This is a genomic window from Shewanella sp. GutCb, from assembly GCF_002836135.1.
Lineage (GTDB): Bacteria > Pseudomonadota > Gammaproteobacteria > Enterobacterales > Shewanellaceae > Shewanella.
The window spans coordinates 79,472-96,663 of sequence record NZ_PJBL01000020.1 but is presented as its reverse complement, the minus strand read 5'-3'; the positions used below and the strand labels follow the sequence as shown (position 1 = coordinate 96,663).

At 43.2% G+C, this 17,192-nt stretch carries 16 protein-coding genes; 4 read left to right on the top strand and 12 right to left on the bottom strand.

The genetic code is table 11. The features are described from left to right. Positions 1-13: 13 nt before the first annotated feature. Positions 14-751, top strand: a complete 738-nt coding sequence (locus tag CXF86_RS12290) for an enoyl-CoA hydratase-related protein (protein WP_101092572.1) — start codon at positions 14-16, stop codon at positions 749-751. Between the two features lie 184 nt (positions 752-935). Here CXF86_RS12290 and CXF86_RS12285 read toward each other — a convergent pair whose 3' ends face one another. The 5 genes from CXF86_RS12285 to CXF86_RS12265 form a co-directional block, all read right to left on the bottom strand. Further along, positions 936-1,136, bottom strand: coding sequence for a PspC domain-containing protein (locus tag CXF86_RS12285; protein ID WP_101092573.1), 201 nt, complete (start codon positions 1,134-1,136; stop codon positions 936-938). Positions 1,137-1,270: 134 nt separating this feature from the next. Then, positions 1,271-1,579, bottom strand: a complete 309-nt coding sequence (locus CXF86_RS12280) for a hypothetical protein (protein ID WP_101092574.1) — start codon at positions 1,577-1,579, stop codon at positions 1,271-1,273. Positions 1,580-1,813: 234 nt separating this feature from the next. Continuing rightward, on the bottom strand, positions 1,814-2,797 hold the full coding sequence (gene dusA / locus CXF86_RS12275) for a tRNA dihydrouridine(20/20a) synthase DusA (protein ID WP_101092575.1): 984 nt from the start codon (positions 2,795-2,797) through the stop codon (positions 1,814-1,816). 477 nt (positions 2,798-3,274) lie between these two features. Next, a complete protein-coding gene (locus CXF86_RS12270) occupies positions 3,275-4,225 on the bottom strand; it encodes a LysR family transcriptional regulator (protein WP_102039118.1) in 951 nt (316 codons plus the stop codon). 1 nt (position 4,226) lies between these two features. Beyond that, a complete protein-coding gene (locus tag CXF86_RS12265) occupies positions 4,227-5,186 on the bottom strand; it encodes a LysR family transcriptional regulator (protein WP_102039117.1) in 960 nt (319 codons plus the stop codon). Positions 5,187-5,589: 403 nt separating this feature from the next. Between CXF86_RS12265 and CXF86_RS12260 the strand changes: the two genes are divergently transcribed. After that, a complete protein-coding gene (locus tag CXF86_RS12260) occupies positions 5,590-7,767 on the top strand; it encodes an OmcA/MtrC family decaheme c-type cytochrome (RefSeq protein ID WP_257985342.1) in 2,178 nt (725 codons plus the stop codon). 170 nt (positions 7,768-7,937) lie between these two features. Here CXF86_RS12260 and CXF86_RS12255 read toward each other — a convergent pair whose 3' ends face one another. The 3 genes from CXF86_RS12255 to dnaB form a co-directional block, all read right to left on the bottom strand. Beyond that, positions 7,938-9,227: a BamA/TamA family outer membrane protein gene (locus CXF86_RS12255; protein ID WP_257985341.1), complete on the bottom strand. Its 1,290-nt coding sequence runs from the start codon at positions 9,225-9,227 to the stop codon at positions 7,938-7,940. A 69-nt stretch (positions 9,228-9,296) separates the two neighbouring features. Further along, positions 9,297-10,373 (bottom strand): alanine racemase, encoded by a 1,077-nt coding sequence (gene alr, locus CXF86_RS12250; RefSeq protein WP_101092580.1) that lies wholly within the window; start codon positions 10,371-10,373, stop codon positions 9,297-9,299. A 93-nt stretch (positions 10,374-10,466) separates the two neighbouring features. Then, the gene (gene dnaB / locus CXF86_RS12245; RefSeq protein ID WP_101092581.1) at positions 10,467-11,873 is read right to left on the bottom strand and encodes a replicative DNA helicase; all 1,407 of its coding nucleotides are present in this window, start codon (positions 11,871-11,873) and stop codon (positions 10,467-10,469) included. Positions 11,874-11,995: 122 nt separating this feature from the next. Here dnaB and CXF86_RS12240 point away from each other — a divergent pair, with 122 nt between their 5' ends. Beyond that, complete coding sequence (locus tag CXF86_RS12240; protein ID WP_101092582.1) at positions 11,996-14,215, top strand: S46 family peptidase; 2,220 nt, start codon at positions 11,996-11,998, stop codon at positions 14,213-14,215. 299 nt (positions 14,216-14,514) lie between these two features. Here CXF86_RS12240 and rplI read toward each other — a convergent pair whose 3' ends face one another. The 4 genes from rplI to rpsF are packed head-to-tail and all read right to left on the bottom strand — an operon-like array spanning position 14,515 to position 15,966. After that, a complete protein-coding gene (rplI, locus tag CXF86_RS12235) occupies positions 14,515-14,967 on the bottom strand; it encodes a 50S ribosomal protein L9 (RefSeq protein WP_101092583.1) in 453 nt (150 codons plus the stop codon). Positions 14,968-14,993: 26 nt separating this feature from the next. Then, entirely contained in the window at positions 14,994-15,221 is a 228-nt protein-coding gene (gene rpsR / locus CXF86_RS12230) for a 30S ribosomal protein S18 (protein WP_005497284.1), read from the bottom strand. Positions 15,222-15,232: 11 nt separating this feature from the next. After that, entirely contained in the window at positions 15,233-15,538 is a 306-nt protein-coding gene (priB, locus tag CXF86_RS12225) for a primosomal replication protein N (RefSeq protein ID WP_101092584.1), read from the bottom strand. Positions 15,539-15,546: 8 nt separating this feature from the next. After that, positions 15,547-15,966 (bottom strand): 30S ribosomal protein S6, encoded by a 420-nt coding sequence (rpsF, locus tag CXF86_RS12220; protein ID WP_101092585.1) that lies wholly within the window; start codon positions 15,964-15,966, stop codon positions 15,547-15,549. A 359-nt stretch (positions 15,967-16,325) separates the two neighbouring features. On the opposite strand from rpsF, the gene CXF86_RS12215 reads away from it, so the two are divergent. Then, positions 16,326-17,069, top strand: a complete 744-nt coding sequence (locus CXF86_RS12215; protein WP_101092586.1) for a DUF481 domain-containing protein — start codon at positions 16,326-16,328, stop codon at positions 17,067-17,069. Positions 17,070-17,192 lie beyond the last annotated feature (123 nt).

Below are 17,192 nucleotides of genomic sequence, written 5' to 3'. Positions count from 1 at the left end.
GAGGACATAACGAATGAGTACTATTCAGATTAAGGACGATAATGGGGTACGTATTATTACGTTTAATCGTCCAGACAAGCGCAACGCGCTCAACCTTCAAATGTATACACAGCTAACAGAATACCTTATCCAAGGTGAATCGGACAATGAAATTCGAGCCTTTATGTTTCGTGGTCAAGCTGAGTGTTTTACTTCTGGTAATGATATTGCTGACTTTTTAAAAAATAGTAACTTAGGTGTGAAACACCCCGCTTTCAGATTCCTATTTTGCCTACTTGATTTAAAAAAACCGGTCGTCGCTGCCGTTACTGGCGCAGCGGTTGGCATTGGTACAACCTTGCTATTACATTGCGATTTGGTCTATGCCGATACCACCGCTAAATTCCAACTGCCATTTGTCAAACTAGCACTTGTGCCTGAAGCTGGAGCAAGTCTGCTATTGCCTCAAGTTATCGGCCATGTGAAAGCCGCTGAACTTCTGATGTTGGGCGAAAGCTTTAATGCAGCAACAGCACACACATATGGGCTTATTAACGAAGTTGTTGCAACGGAAGATATTTTTGAATATGCACTGAATAAAGCAAAGAAGTTGGCAGAGCAACCGCCTATTTCACTACAAACAACCAAGCAGTTAATGCGTTATAACAAAGAAGAAATAAGAGCGCAGATGGAAAAAGAATTGGTTGAGTTTGGTACTAGGCTGGCAAGTGATGAAGCAAAATCTCGTTTCGCTGCATTTCTAAAGAAATAGCTCGTAGCCTAAATAAGCTAAAATGTCAGAAAGTATGCTTGCTTATATCAATATCGATTTTAGCGAGCATACCTTCTTGAATAACAAATCATCTCACCTAGTATCCAATTGCTGTAGTCCGTATTGGCACGACGTATCAATCCATAAGTCGTACTATCGACTTCTTTATATAGATGCGCCTGTATTAGCATGGTTTTTCCCACTTAGGTAACACTAAGGCCAACACAAAATAGATCATCAATCCCATTGCAGGGTTACAAAAAACCGCCAGTGCACATACCACACGGGTCCATAAACATGACCAGTCGAACTTATCTGCCATTGCCGCTGCAACGCCGCATACCAATGACGAAGGATCTTTTAACCTGTTAATAAAATTAGCCATTTAAAACTCCATTTAACTTCAAAATTAATCTTTTAATTTATGCCACTGCAGCGAGCAAATAATACAAGCAAATATCGCTAAACTCACAACTGGCAGTAGTAACAACCCCATGAACTGAGCTATATACCACATAATTAGTCCTTAATTAGTGCGCTTGTGACCAGTGATTTTTCAACCTTTTCGGCGGTAAGCATTTCAGCTTTCAAATCTTCATCACTGCTTAATTCGAACATCATTTCTGACATTTGAGACTGAATGGAAAGACTCAGTTCTGTTTGTGCTTTACTGACCATATCTTGCATTTGAGCGCTAATGTTTTGCTCTAAGCTGTTTGCCACTTCACTGACCAACGACGTTTCCGCTTGAGCAGAAACACTAGCACCTAACAATACAGCAGTTAATACAGAGGTCTTTACCGTTTTCATTACAATAGAATTAAACATAATGGATTCCTTTTCGAGTTTCGCCTGATTGCACATAGACTAATACAAGTGGCGTGCCAACTTTTCATTAACAAGTTAAGATTTTGAATATAAAGGAATAATTATCGACGAGTGGGTTTTTAGTAACATTAACACGATAGGGAGTTTAATGAGGGATAGCTAACGTTAGTGAAACTCACCACGCACTGGTGAATTTCACTACAAGACATTTTAAAGGAGAAAATTTAAGGCTAATTAAAGGCTGACAACCGCTTCCATCTCTTTCCTAGCCTGGGTTATAACCTCTATACCTGCACCAGATTTATGTGCATTTTCACTTAAATAACGACGCCATACTCGTGAGCCAACTTCGCCTTGGAACAATCCAATGATATGGCGAGTGATATGATTGAGGCGTCCGCCCGCTTGCAGATGTTTCTCTATATAAGGAAGTAGTTTCTCTAAAACAGCATCTCTGCTGAGCACTGGCTTATCAAGGCCACATAACTGTTGGTCGACTTCTGCCAAGATATAGGGATTTTGATAAGCCTCACGCCCAACCATGACACCATCAAGTTGCTCAAGATGGCTTTTACACTCAGCAAGTGTTTTAACCCCACCATTAAGACTGATACTTAAATCAGCATAATCACGTTTTAGCTGATAAACACGCTCATAATCTAGCTCAGGGATCTCGCGGTTTTCTTTAGGGCTTAAGCCTTGCAACCACGCTTTACGGGCATGAATGATAAAATCATTGCAACCTACCGCTTTTACGGTATCAATAAATTGCGTTAAGAACTCGTAGCTATCTTGCTCGTCAATACCAATACGCGTCTTCACTGTCACCGGAATATCGACAACCTGCTTCATCGCATCGATACATTCAGCAACCAATGTCGGCTCTGCCATTAGACAAGCACCAAAACGACCGCTTTGAACCCGATCGGATGGGCAACCCACGTTGAGGTTGATTTCATCATATCCTCGTTCCGCGGCCAATTTTGCACACGTCGCTAAGTCAGTTGCATTCGAGCCCCCTAACTGCAATGCAATAGGATGCTCCTCTTCGTTATATGCAAGGTAGTCACCACGACCGTGAATTATTGCTCCCGTTGTCACCATTTCAGTGTATAGCAGCACTTCAGACGACATTAACCGCGCAAAGTAACGATAATGACGGTCAGTCCAATCAAGCATGGGAGCGATAGAGAAGGTACGGTTAAGTTGGGTCTGCATATATTTACCAATAAAACGAAAACAAGAGATGATTCGGGCGCGCATTTTACACTGTCAGCTATTAAAACGACAGAGTTAAGCGCACTTTGTCAGCATGCAGTCGTAGTCAAACAGATATTGCATTCACTATGAAACATAAACATCAAATAGTTACAACAAGCTCGTCGTGCTTAAAATCAACTATAAGCGCTAAGTATAAGTGCCAACATTGGCAACATAGTCTTAATCTATCGTCCACGATGAGCATGCACACTAGCGTCACCCAAACACGACTAAAATACGTTATAGCACTCTCAACGCACACCAAAAGCCCAGTAATGCTGAGCTTTTCTATCTATATACAGAGGTTGGCGTTAACACATTGAACGCTAGCTTAGCGCCTCTTTAAATGCTGATGTCTGCAATCCATTAAAGAGTTTAATCATTAATTGAGTCGCTTGAATGTTTGCCAGATTATCATTGTAGGCTGCTACGTAACTATTTATGGGACTTGATGATATACGCTTCTAAGGTCTGCTGTAACCACAGGGGTACCACGACTTTTCCGTCAATGGCACGCTTAAGCCATAAGTAAACCGTTGGATAGCTAAAGCCTTTTAATAAACTTTTATCCTCTGAGTAATCTATTTTTTGGGCATGTAGGCCCTTAATGCTCGCTAAAAAATCGACAGCACATTTAACGCCAACAATCATAACCGCATGAGAATGGAGTAAGCTACTCGCGGCGCTACCAAGGTCGGGAGCCGTTGCATACACCTGCATAGGTTTGCCTTGTGTTATGGCATAAGCCCCTAGTGGCGATTTATTCGCAGGGAATGGCATAGTAACAAGCTTAACAATGGGGAAGTTGATCATATTATCAATCGTCAAATCATCCCAAACCGGATGCTGCGAATGGGCGATTAAATACCCCCCTCGGTGTTGAATAATTGGTTTTGATAACACCTCTTTTCGAATTGATGGCCTAAAGCAGATTGCCGCATCAACCTCACCATCAATGAGTTGCTGCTCACTCTGCTCTGACCAAGCTGTGGTTGATATGGGAATATTAGGATTTTGGTTGTTGTCCGCCGCATCCTTAATAATTTTCTGCGCAAGTCCTATTTCCAATTGAGGTACGGTACTAATGATTATTGCTGGCTCTACGGGCGATGAGCTTTTGATAGCATCACTTTCGATAGAGCGACTACACTGTAGGATTTCCGATAACGAAGCATGTAAACGGTGACTCAGCTCAGTTGCAATGAACTGGTTATTTTTTCGTACAAAAAGGGGGTCATCAAATACCACTCTCAGCGAATTCAGCGCACGGCTGACCTTGGGCTGCGACAACGATAAGTCATTTGCAACAACCTTAGTACTCCCCTTGATATATAACTGGCAAAATATCTCTATCGTACTGATGCTAATATTACTCAGTTTATTCATATCAACCTCCAGCCGGCAATGTCATATTACCTTTTATATAAGTTTGAATTTCATGACTTAACCAATTGGGTATTAACGAACTTTTTCTTGTTTGGGTAATATAGTGATGATAGCGCCCACTTCGTTGATTAATTAACTTACAGATAGAATCGTCCAACTCTAACGCTGCTATATCACCTCGCTGACATAGAAACTCAATTGCATCTTTATAACATAAAAGTGCTATGGCATTACTGTGTTCCAATTGCAGCATTAAGTCCGCAAGTAAACACACTTTTGCAACTACATTTAAGTCACTATTAGTATCGAGGGCATAACATTCAAGGGGATCAGTAATGTCTTCCTGTTCATTACCCGCAAAACTAATATATGGATGATCGATGATGTCACTCAGTAGCAACGGCTGATTTGCAGTCAAAAGTGGGTGACCATGCCTCGCAACCATGACGTAGGCGTCTGACTTGACGATTAACGTTGAAGATAACTGCTCAGTGTTATAAGCGCTATACGTGACGGCTATATCAACGCGCTGCTGCTTTAATAACTCTCCGATGTTGCTGTTACAGGATTTAATATGGAATACATAGTCTTCATTTTCTGCAGACGCTCTTTTTTGTAAATGGCGTAAAAGATTCAGCGACAAGGTTGGAGGACAAGCAATGATCAACTCTCGTTTTCTCGCTTTATCTTGGTCAATGTCAATTTCTGCGCATTTTTTGGCCAGCTGTACTATTTTTTTCATTTTAGGATATATATCATCAGCAAAGCTGCTTCTTTCAAATCCCTGCTGTTTTCTAATAAATAGCGGTGCATCCAAAGAATGTCTAATCGATTTTAAGCTCCGGCTGACTTTGGAAGCGGGAACACCTAGTACCTGACTGACAATTGTTGCATTTAGTGATTCGTACAATAAAACAAATACTTGAATATCAAATAAACTGTTGGTATTTAATTTATTCATTCAGCCTCTGAATACTCATTAACACAGTGTTTACTAATTTAGCCGCATATTTATAGCTCAGCTATACGCACGCTCAAAGTTTGCGACCTTTACTTCGTTACACCTCAATTCTGTGACTTACATACCCAAATCAATGAAAGCGACAGTTTCAGATTTGCAACATGCGAATTTCACATTTCCATCTAACGCATATCGGAGTTACACACCGAAAAACACCCCACTAAAAATACAATAAACTAATAATTCAATAGCAGGCCAAACTAAAAAACCAATAAATACTGCCTAAAGCAGTTATATCGACTGTAAAACGTCATTCCGTATCAGTGACCGACCTCATATCCACAACCACCCAAAATCTTTAACATTTTAACAACCAAAAGTGGTTACTTTTAAGGAACGTATGATGATAACAACAAAAAAAGCATCGTTAGCACTGTTGATTAGCTCCGCATTTCTAATCTCAGGCTGTTCAGATGGTGAAGATGGTAATAATGGTGAAGATGGACAGCCAGGAGGACCGGGTGCTCCCGGGACCTCTGGATTACATATCGATATGGCTGCAGAGGCAATTGCTGAAATCAGTAATGCTAAATATGCTGACGGTATCATTACCCTTGATTTCGATCTTGAAAATAAAGAAGGCATTGGACTTTATGGTCTAAGCGCAAAAAATGAGTTTCATGATTTCCGTTTCTCATTAGCCCAGCTAAAAACGAATGAAGGATCAGATCTAAAGCAGTGGATCTCACTATTAAATGAGACTACAAACGATACAGGCACTACCTTTGAGCAAGGTTTTGAGCAAATAAAAAACTGCGAGGAGTGTTTAGTCGATCATAAAGATGGCGCCTATACCTATACGTTTAACACTAATCTCACCACCGCCGTCGATCCAGCAGGAGTCGTTTTCGACCCTCAATTGACGCAGCGTATTGCTATCGAGATGCAGTTTGAGTATGCCTCTGGTCACGAGCTGGCAGAGAACGCGCACTATGACTGGATCCCAGCGACTAATGCGACCGAGGGTCTAGAGACTCGCGAGTTAGTAACACTTGAAACGTGTTACACCTGTCACCAACCAGACAGCTTAAAGGCTCACGGTGGTCGCAGACTTGACCTTGAAAATTGCCAGTCATGCCATAACGGAATCGTCTCTGATCCAAATGATGTTTCTGTTGAATTAGGCCATATGCTGCATGCTATCCATATGGGACCTGAGCGTGAAGGTAAAGATGCCGAAGGTAATGTTGTTCCTATGCCTTATACCATCGCTGGCTACGGTGGCGATCATGCATTCGATTATCCTGCTTTCCCAACTAAACCCTTTATGGACTGTGCAGTTTGCCATGTCCAAGATGAAGAACTAGCAGACAAAGATCTGTGGCTTACCAATGCGAATGCAAACGCATGTACGGGTTGCCATACAGACTCACCTGCACAGCATAAGTCAGATAAGAACCCTGAATTGGTTTGTACCGATTGTCATAGTGTCGAAGTGCATGCACAAGCTGCTAAGCCTTACCAAGCGGCTAAAGATTACAGTGTTGAAGTGATGAATGTGACTATCGATGCTGCTAATCTGATTAAGTTTGACATGAAAGTGATGGATGCGAATGGTGAGTTAGCCTCTAAAGATGAAGTCTATAAGCAAGGTTATAGTAAGCCATACATGGTCGTGAGCTGGGATGTAGAAAAAGATTACCCTGATTACAATCAAGCACCCTATAGCCAACGTCGCATCGATATTAAAGATGAGACTAAAGCGATTTGGAATGCTGATAACACAGTGAGTGTAGCTGTGACCATTAACTTCCCAACTGACATCGGTTCACGTTCATTAGAAGTACTCCCCGTACTTAAAGTGTGTTTTGAAGAAGGAACAGACAAGCGTACTGGCTGTGATGCTGAAAACGCCTACCCAGCTTATGTTCAAACCCCTGCTTATCGCACTGTGCTAGCCAATGCTGAAGCCGTTGTCGGCGAACGTCGTTCGATTGTCGATACTGCCTCTTGTCATGGTTGTCATAGCTATGAGTTCTACCATGATTCAAATGGTGTGAACTGTATCGCTTGTCATACTAACGATAAGAGCCTTAAAGGTAATGGCAAAGCCAGCAATGGTGCTGACTTACTTAAATCAACAAGCTTCATGTACAAAGCCCATAAAGCGCAAGGTCATGATAATGGTCACGGTGGTAGCGGCACAATCCTTAAGACTGATTGTACAACGTGTCACTCGGCTGTAGAAGGTTATGGTGGTCTTAAGTATGGTTTTGAGTTAGGCCGTAATGCAGGTCAAGCTCATGCGATTCCTAGCACTCAAAGCCCGGCTGCTGATGAAGTTGTTGAAACTTGGTATGCCTCTCCTGATGCGGCAGCGTGTATGAGCTGTCACCAGAAGTACCTGTCTGACTCAGCAATGTCTCATATCAACAGCAATGGTGGTTATTTCGGTGCCAATAAAGATGCCGAGCATATTGTTGATGTCAATGATGCGGGTAACGCAAAAGATGCGAAAGAAGCCTGTGCGACTTGCCACAGCCCGGAAAAAGTAATGGAGCATCATGGATTTACTTTATAAGCAGTCCCAGTAACAACAGAGTCCTAACTTGTCCCTAGGTTTACTCTAACGATTTATCCCTGCAAAAGCCAAAGGCACCCTCGGGTGCCTTTTTTGTGTATTCAAGAGCAACTACCCTGAGAAATGACTTCGATAGAAAGCCATCAAATACCGCCATTAACACCTTTGCTTTAGAAGGGCTGATTCACCATCACCCAGAATTGACGATCTTCACTGCCAAAAGCCAGCTCAGCTCTAACGACAACACTTTCGACTTCAAACCTTGCGCCAATACCCGCTGACCACTTTAAGTCATCGTGCAACGCTTCTGCATTAAACTCATCGGCAACCTGCCCTGCCTCGGCAAATGCAACCCATTGCCACCAAGGTACATTGTATAAGTTAAACACGGGCCACTCTTGTAACGGCTGCCATCTTGGCTGAATTCGGTACTCGGCGGAATAAAGTACCGCCGAGCGTCCGGTAAAACGCTTACTGGCATAGCCTCGTAAGCGGTCAAAACCACCTAAACTGATCCCAGCGAATGTCGGCGGGCGATGATAGTTATCGCCGCTTTGTGTATTCCAAGTTGGCGTGTCAGCTAAGTAGAAGTTAAACGCCATGATCTGCTTAGCAAACCAATCACTAGCCCCAATGGCAAAAAATGCACTTTGTTCAAACTCCCAGGTTGTCCAACTGCTGCGCTCTTCAGAGCCAAAGTCTCGACTGAACTTGAGGCTTGTTTGGCCACCTTGAGTGCTATTTTGACCATTGTCACGATTATCCCAATCGAGCTCTAATGCGACACCTTGGGATTTTTGTGGCAAATACTCATAGCCTTGCAGCTCGCGCGTTTGCACAAATGGACTGACTTTAATGCTCGTCACACCCGATGTTAACGGGTTCCACTTAATTGCTTCAGTAGATCTTGCAAGACTGCGGGCGGCACCATTAACGCCTCGGCCCCAAGGCAACACATATTGAGCATGAAATCGAGTGTATGACTCATCACCAAGGGTAACGACTTTATCAGCCTCTTGACTCGCCCCTTGATTGAGTTCTGCCAATTCAGAGAGATAATAGATCCCCTCTTTAAACTGGGCTTGATAGGTTTCTATCGAAAATAGCCAGCTATCGACTTGAGGGATTTGATAATTACGTGCACTTAAATAGGTCACCCAACTGTCGTTAGAACTGTATAAACCAATGCCCAATATAGAGGCTTGTACTTGGCCAGCATGCTTCACTACCACGGCTCCGCCCAATGCGGTACTCAGCGATTCAGACGAGAACGCAAACGGCACGGCGACGAATTCGGCACTGGGTGGCGTTGCAACGGCTAAGTCAGCTTGCGGTGGTTCTGATGGTGTATCGGTAGTATTAGCCGATTGAATTTGCGGCTTTGTTTCTATAATAGGGTTGGCAAATGCCATTGGCTGCATCAACAACATTGCAGCGGGAATTAATGAATGTATTTTCAATTTAAGACATCTTCACACCGATGATGGGCATCCGGCCTCATCACAGCAGCACATAAATTTGTTACTTGCTCAATCTAGGCAAACAGCGACTCGAGGTGTAAGTTTGGTGACGAGCTCGTAGGCTATGGTACCAATATGTTCAGCGACCTCTTCAACGGGCAGATCTTTCCCCCATAAGACAGCAAGATCGCCCACTTTATCTTTTGCATCGACACCAAGATCAACCGTTAGCATGTCCATCGACACTCTGCCCACAATCGGCACCACACGCCCATTCACCAACACTGGTGTGCCAAGCGGAGCATTACGCGGATAACCATCACCATAACCTATCGCGACGACACCCAATTTGGTGTCTGTTTCCGCAGTCCAAAAGCTACCATATCCTACTGGATCGCCCGCTTTATGGTCTCTAATTGCAATCAATTGCGATACTAAATCCATCGCGGGGATCAATCCGTGCTTTGTGCCTAAATCCCCTAAAACAGGTGACACACCATAAAGTGCAATCCCCGGTCTAATCCAGTCTGCTTGGCTTGGCTGCCAGAAAAGTGTGCCAGCAGAATTGGCTAAAGTGCGATCTCCAGGCAAATTTTGCGTTAACGCGTCAAACACTTTCTGTTGCGCTGCCGTACTCGGATTATTCGGCTCATCAGCGCAGGCAAAATGCGTCATTAAATGAATAGGCTTGGCAACATTATCATTGGCTAATAGCCTTTGATAAGTTGAATCAAACTGTTCAGGAGAAAAACCAAGACGATGCATTCCGCTATCGACTTTAAGCCAAACGGTCACCGGTTTTGCCAGAGCAGCGCTTTCTAACATCTCAAGCTGAGATTCATGATGCACCACAGTATCGATATTATGTTCCACTAGCGTTGTCAGATCGCCCACCCTAAAAAAGCCTTCGAGCAAGAGTAGTTTGGCTTTTACGCCACCGGCGCGTAGCGCTAACGCTTCTTCTAAGCGAGCTAAGCCAAAACCATCGGCATCATCTAAGCATTGGGCAACATTAAGTAAGCCATGACCATAGCCATTAGCTTTAACCACCGCCATGACTTTGCTTGACGGTGCTAACTCATGTAGCCGCGCTAAATTATGCTTGAGCGCTTTACGGCTGATTTCTGCTCGTGGGAATGGTTTCAAGAGTAACCTTGTTGTATCTAATCAAAAAATAAGAGCCTCAATGAGGCTCTATTGTAGTTAATTGTGTTGCATAAAAGCTTTTATAAACTCGATTTAATCTTCTTCAAACTGTGGGCCAGCATAATTATCAAAACGAGAGTATTGGCCTTGGAATGTTAACCGCACACGCCCAATTGGGCCGTTACGCTGCTTACCAATAATAATCTCTGCGGTGCCTTTATCTTCAGAATCATCGTTATACACTTCGTCACGGTAAATAAACATGATCAAATCCGCATCTTGCTCAATTGCACCAGATTCACGCAAATCTGAGTTAATTGGACGTTTATCAGCACGTTGCTCCAATGAACGGTTTAGCTGTGATAGTGCTACAACGGGGATTTCTAGCTCCTTCGCCAAAGCTTTTAGTGAGCGAGAAATCTCAGAAATTTCCAAAGTACGGTTATCTTTCAGTGCGGGAACCTGCATCAATTGGAGGTAATCGATCATGATCATCGATAGCCCGCCATATTCACGCGCAACACGTCTTGCTCGGCTTCGCACATCGGTAGGTGTTAAACCTGAACCATCATCGATATACATCTTACCTTGCTCAAGCATGATGCCCATAGTGGACGATACACGTGCCCAATCATCATCATCTAACTGGCCGGTACGAATTTTGGTCTGATCGACTCGTCCAAGTGATGCCAACATACGCATCATGATCTGTTCTGACGGCATCTCCAAGCTGAAAATAAGCACGGGTTTATCTTCATTCAATGCCGCTTGCTCACACAAGTTCATCGCAAACGTGGTTTTACCCATTGAAGGACGCGCTGCGACAATAATTAAATCCCCCGACTGGAAGCCTGCTGTCATTTTGTCGAGTTCGCCGAAACCGCTCGACACCCCGGTGACACCGTTGGTCGGGTTATTGTATAGCTCTTCAATTTTATCGACGGTTTTTTCCAGAATGCTTTTTATGTCTTCAGGGCCTTCGTTAGCGTTAGCGCGCTGCTCAGCAATCTTAAATACTTTTGTCTCAGCTAAATCAAGTAGTTCACCCGAGTTACGCCCTTCAGGATTAAAACCGGCGTCAGCAATTTCATTGGCCACTTTAATCATGTCGCGAACGACGGCACGCTCACGCACAATGTCAGCGTAAGAGTGAATATTACCGGCACTCGGCGTGTTCTTGGCAATTTCACCAATATAAGCAAAGCCGCCGACATCTTCTAATTGATCGGTGAGCTCTAACTGCTCTGAAACCGTGATCAAATCGATAGGGTTACCGGCACTCACTAAAGATTCCATCGCCGTGAAAATCGTTGCATGAGCGCGAGAATAAAAATCTTCTTTAACGACGGCTTCAGCAACTCTGTCCCATGCATCAGAATCTAACATCAAGCCACCTAAAACAGATTGCTCTGCTTCAATTGAATGCGGTGGCATCTTTAGCGCATCCATCTGCAGATCTCTGGGCTTTGCTTTAGGTTTAAAGGGGCGTTGCTGTGACATTAAATCTCCAAAATTCCAACGATTAGGCAAAATGTGGTATAAAACGGGCTCAAGCAGAGCAGGCAATTAACAACATTCGACCTGCAGGTAAAAAACACACAATAACAAAATAAGGAAAGAACATGCGCAATGCATTGATTGCCGCTATTGCTCTCTCTACAGGGATGTTGTCATCCTCTGTGGTTAAGGCCGATGAAGGACAGTGGCAGCCGTATCAAATGCCCTCAATCGCTGACAAACTTAGCGAACGTGGTATTGATATTCCCGCTAAACAGCTAGCGGATCTCACGAGCTACCCTATGAACGCTGTTGTCGGTTTGGGCTATTGTACCGCCAGTTTTGTTTCGCCCCAAGGCTTAGTTGTCACAAACCATCATTGTGCCTACCGCGCGATTCAATATAACAGTAAAAAAGAACATAATTATCTCGCGGATGGTTTTTTAGCAAGCAGTAAAGATAAAGAACCGACTGCAGGTCCTAATGAACGTCTTTATATTACTGAAGCCGTAACCGACGTATCTGCACAGGTAAAAAAAGATATCGGCAAGGATCCACTGGTTCGCTTTGAAAACATTCAAGCCAACCGCAAGGCACTGGTTAAAGAGTGTGAAAGTGATGACAACTATCGCTGCTCAGTGCGAAGCTTTCACAATGGCTTAGAATACTACCTCACTAAACAGCTCATTATACGAGATGTTCGTTTGGTATATGCGCCACCAGAAAGTGCCGCGGCTTTTGGCGGTGACATCGATAACTACGAATACCCACGCCATTCAGCTGATTTCACCTTCTTACGTGCCTATGTTGGTAAAGATGGTAAACCTGCGATATTCAACAAAGACAACGTGCCTTATGTGCCAAAGAGCTATCTAAAAATCAACGCCGACGGTGTTAAAGCTGGCGACGGTGTTTTTGTCGCCGGTTATCCAGGTTCAACCAGCCGCTATCGCTTAACAAGTGAACTCAAGTTTGCCAGCGATTGGTTATACCCCACACTCGCAGCACGCTACCAGCTACGCATCGATACCATTGAAGCGATGAGCGCCGCGAATAACGACGTTAAGATTAAATATGCGGGTAAGCTTGCAGGCATGGCCAACCGTATGAAAAAGTACAACGGACTGCTCGATGGATTTAAAGCCACCGATATAGCAGGCATTAAGCAAGCCCGTGAAGATAATTTTAAAGCTTGGTTAGCGCAAGACAAAACGTACATGTCTTTTCAAACTCAGTTTGATGAGCTCGAAACCTTACTGGTTGAGCAGCGTAAACAACGTCAAACACGTTACTATTTCGACAGTGCTCAAAGCAGCGCGCTACTCGATACCGCTAACAAGCTGTACCGTTTGGCAAAAGAGAAAACCAAGCCCGATGCTAAGCGCGAAGAAGGTTATCAACAGCGTGACATGAAGATGTTTAAAGCACGCCTAAAACGCCTTGATTCGAGCTTTGCCATTAGCGTCGATAAAACACTATGGTTACAAGACTTAGAAGCTTATCTAAACCAAGATATTCGTGTTAGCGAACTTGATGCAGCACTAAATGAAGGGGATGTTGAAATCACATTGTCTGAAAAATTGGATGCACTTTATGCACTAACATCGTTAACGGATAAACAGAAGCGACTTGCTTGGATGGATGCTGACGCAAGCGTATTCGAAACCAGTGCTGACCCTTTTATTCGCCTTGCAGTCTCATTATATGAGAAAAATATGGCAGCCGAAAAGGAAGCAAAAACAATGGCGGGTCAGCTATCAATGGCACGTCCTGATTACATGAAAGCCATTATCGCCTACTACAAATCAAATAACTGGCCAGTATACCCTGATGCCAACGGCACGCTACGGATCACCTACGGGATGGTTGATGGATACCAGTCTAAAGATGCGCTCTACAAGCAGCCGTTTACTCGCTTAGAAGGGATCCCAGCCAAAAGTACCGGCATCGAGCCTTTCAATGCACCGGCTAAGCTATTAAAAGCGATTGAAGAACAGCGTTATGGTAGTCATAAAGTAGAGAATGTTTATCAAGATCCCGCTTCTTGGTTATGCCGACTATTCTCATGCTTAGACAAGCCAGAACAATTTAACTCTGTCCCCGTCAACTTCTTATCAAGTGTCGACACCACTGGTGGTAATTCAGGTTCACCGGTGTTTAACGGCAAAGGCGAGCTAGTCGGTCTTAACTTTGACTCGACTTACGAAGCCATTACCAAAGACTGGTTCTTCAACCCAACAATTACCCGAGCGGTACATGTCGATATTCGATACATACTGTGGATGATGGATGAAGTAGATCATGCTGACAACTTAATCGAAGAGCTCGATTTAGTTAGAAATTAAACAAATATAAAACTGAAAAAAGGCATATACAGCGCAGCTGATATGCCTTTTTAATTCACAACAATCATTCCATCACCCTACTCTTCTCGCTTTCCCTGTTATTCCTGTTATTCCTGTTATTCCTGCTATTCCTGCTATTCCTGCTATTCCTGCTATTCCTGCTATTCCTGCTATTCCTGCTTTTCCTGCTATTCCTGCTTTTCCTGCTTTTCAGACATAAAAAAACACCGCGCTAATCAAATTAGTGCGGTGTTTTAAATTAAAACTTTGCTAATACCAAAAGGTATTAATGCAATATATTAAGCTTCTGCAACAACAGAAATCTTAACAATAGCTTTAACTTCAGTATGAAGTTGAACTTCAACTTCAAAGTCACCAGTGTTGCGCAATGCACCTAATGGTAGACGTACTTCGCTTTTAGCAAGCTTAACGCCAGCAGCAGTAACTGCATCAGCTACGTCACGGTTACCAATAGATCCAAATAGCTTGCCTTCGTCACCAGCTTTAGAAGCGATAACAACAGACTCAAGTGCATTGATGATCTCTGCACGAGATGTAGCAGCAGCTAATTGGCCAGCTAACTTAGCTTCTAATTCAGCACGACGTGCTTCAAAGACTTCAGTGTTAGCAGCGTTAGCAACAACAGCTTTACCTAGTGGTAAAAGGAAGTTACGTGCGTAACCTGATTTTACAGAAACTTGGTCACCCAAGTTGCCTAGGTTAGCGATTTTATCAAGTAAAATAACGTTCATTTTATATTCCTCTAAATTAATGCAGTTTACTGATGTAAATCAGTATACGGCAGTAGAGAAAGATAACGAGCACGCTTGATAGCGCGAGCTAGTTGACGTTGATATTTAGCATTTGTACCAGTGATACGACTTGGAACAATTTTACCACTTTCAGTGATATAGTTCTTCAAAGTAACGATATCTTTGTAATCGATCTCGGTAACGCCTTCTGCAGTAAAGCGGCAGAACTTGCGACGACGGAAATAACGTGCCATGTGACAGTCTCCTAAGTTTTCAATTCGACATTTTCGGCGTGTAAAACCAAACGATTTTGACCATTTCTGCTCTGTTGCAGATTAAGGAAACCTTCGACTTGGATTTCAACGCCGGCTTTCAGATTTTCTGTAACGCTATTAAAGCGTTCACCACTCAACACAACTTGAATTTGACAATAAACGTTGCGTAACATTTCTGCTTCGTAACGTTGAGATTTGTGTTCCAACATCAATACCGTATGGGCAATGCCTGCTGGACTATCAAATCGTCTAGAACGCGTAATGGTTCCTGCTAATACAAAATGGTTTGTGGTCACAAAAAAACTTACTCAGCAGTGTTTTCAGCGCTTTCTTTAACTTCTTCAGTAGCTTCTGCGCGAGGTGCTGGTGCACGCTCTTCAGATGAACGACGTGTATCGCGTTCGTCTTTAGCTTTAGCCATTGGAGATGCTTCAGTCATGGCAGCTTTAGTACGCATAACCATGCTACGCAAAACAGCGTCGTTGAAACGGAAAGCTGTTTCTAGCTCTTCAACCGTTTCTGCAGTAGCTTCTACGTTAATAAGAACGTAATGAGCTTTATGCAACTCGATGATTGGGTAAGCCAATTGACGACGGCCCCAATCTTCTAAACGGTGGATTTGGCCACCAGCTTCGGTAATTATACCAGTGTAACGCTCGATCATACCTGGCACTTGCTCACTCTGATCAGGGTGAACTAAAAATACGATTTCATAATGACGCATTTTTTGCTCCTTACGGTTATCTAGCCTCGTTGTTGGCTCAGTCAAACCTAATAGAGGCAAGGAACTAATTAAAGTGACTGATTTAAGCCGCGGAATCTTACATAAACTAGCGGCACAATTCAAGCAATAATCACCTTATTCCCCTATTCCTCTCTAATTAGCCATAAAAGCCCTGTTATGTATGTCAAGTAACGTTGTTTATGGGGATATATAAGCTTTAGGACAAATAATGGAGTCATTCATTCGATAGGCATTAATCTCAAGCTGGAATCTTGTTTGCGCTAGTGTTGATTCTAGGTATGATGTCGCATTGCATGATTTTACTTTCAACCTAAAGCAACACACCAAGAATAATAATAATGCCTAGAATCCTCACTACCGCCTTTGCTCTTTGTTGCTCCCCAGCAGCCTTTGCACTTGTTCCGCCTGACTATCAAGAGCCACCAAGTGACTTAACCGCTGAAATTGAAGCGGGCTTTCAACTCAATACGGGCAACACTCAATCGAGCAGCTTTAACGGCAGAACAAAAATTGTTTATGACACGGACGCGACACGACAAGAAGGTACTTTTAAAGCCTACTTTGCCGCCGATGATGAAAAGACCACCTCTGAAAAGTATGAGCTACAACTTCAATCAAGTTATAAATTCTATAGTGGCTATGTTTTTGGTCGAGGTGATTTTACCTGGGATAAATTTGGTAGTTATACACGTATATCAACAATATCAGGTGGTTATGGTTTCGATGCCATCGCCAACTCTAGTACAACATTAAGCTTAGAAGTGGGTCCAGGTTATCGATATAACTTGCCTATCGCCACCGATAGCATTCCAGAGCCAGATGCAAATAAAGATGTCATTCTCCGTACTGCGGCAAAGTTTGAGCAAAAACTACAAGAATATACGACTCTGAATGCAGATTTGACGTCAGAAGCGGGTGAAGATAACAACACGCTAACCCTAGATATGAGCTACAAAAATACTCTTTTTCAAGATTGGGCGTTCAAGATTGGTGTCAATATCAAATACACTCAGGTGGTGCCAGAAGGCTCAAAACAAACAGATACCATCACTACCTTTAATTTACTTTATACCTTTCAATAATGATGTGACGGCTTGAGTACTTAAGTTGCGGCTCGACGTTATCAATGTAGAAAATCAACGTCGATCTGATTCATTAAAGCAAACAATAATGCTATCCCAAAGTGTGAGCAATACGAGTAAAAA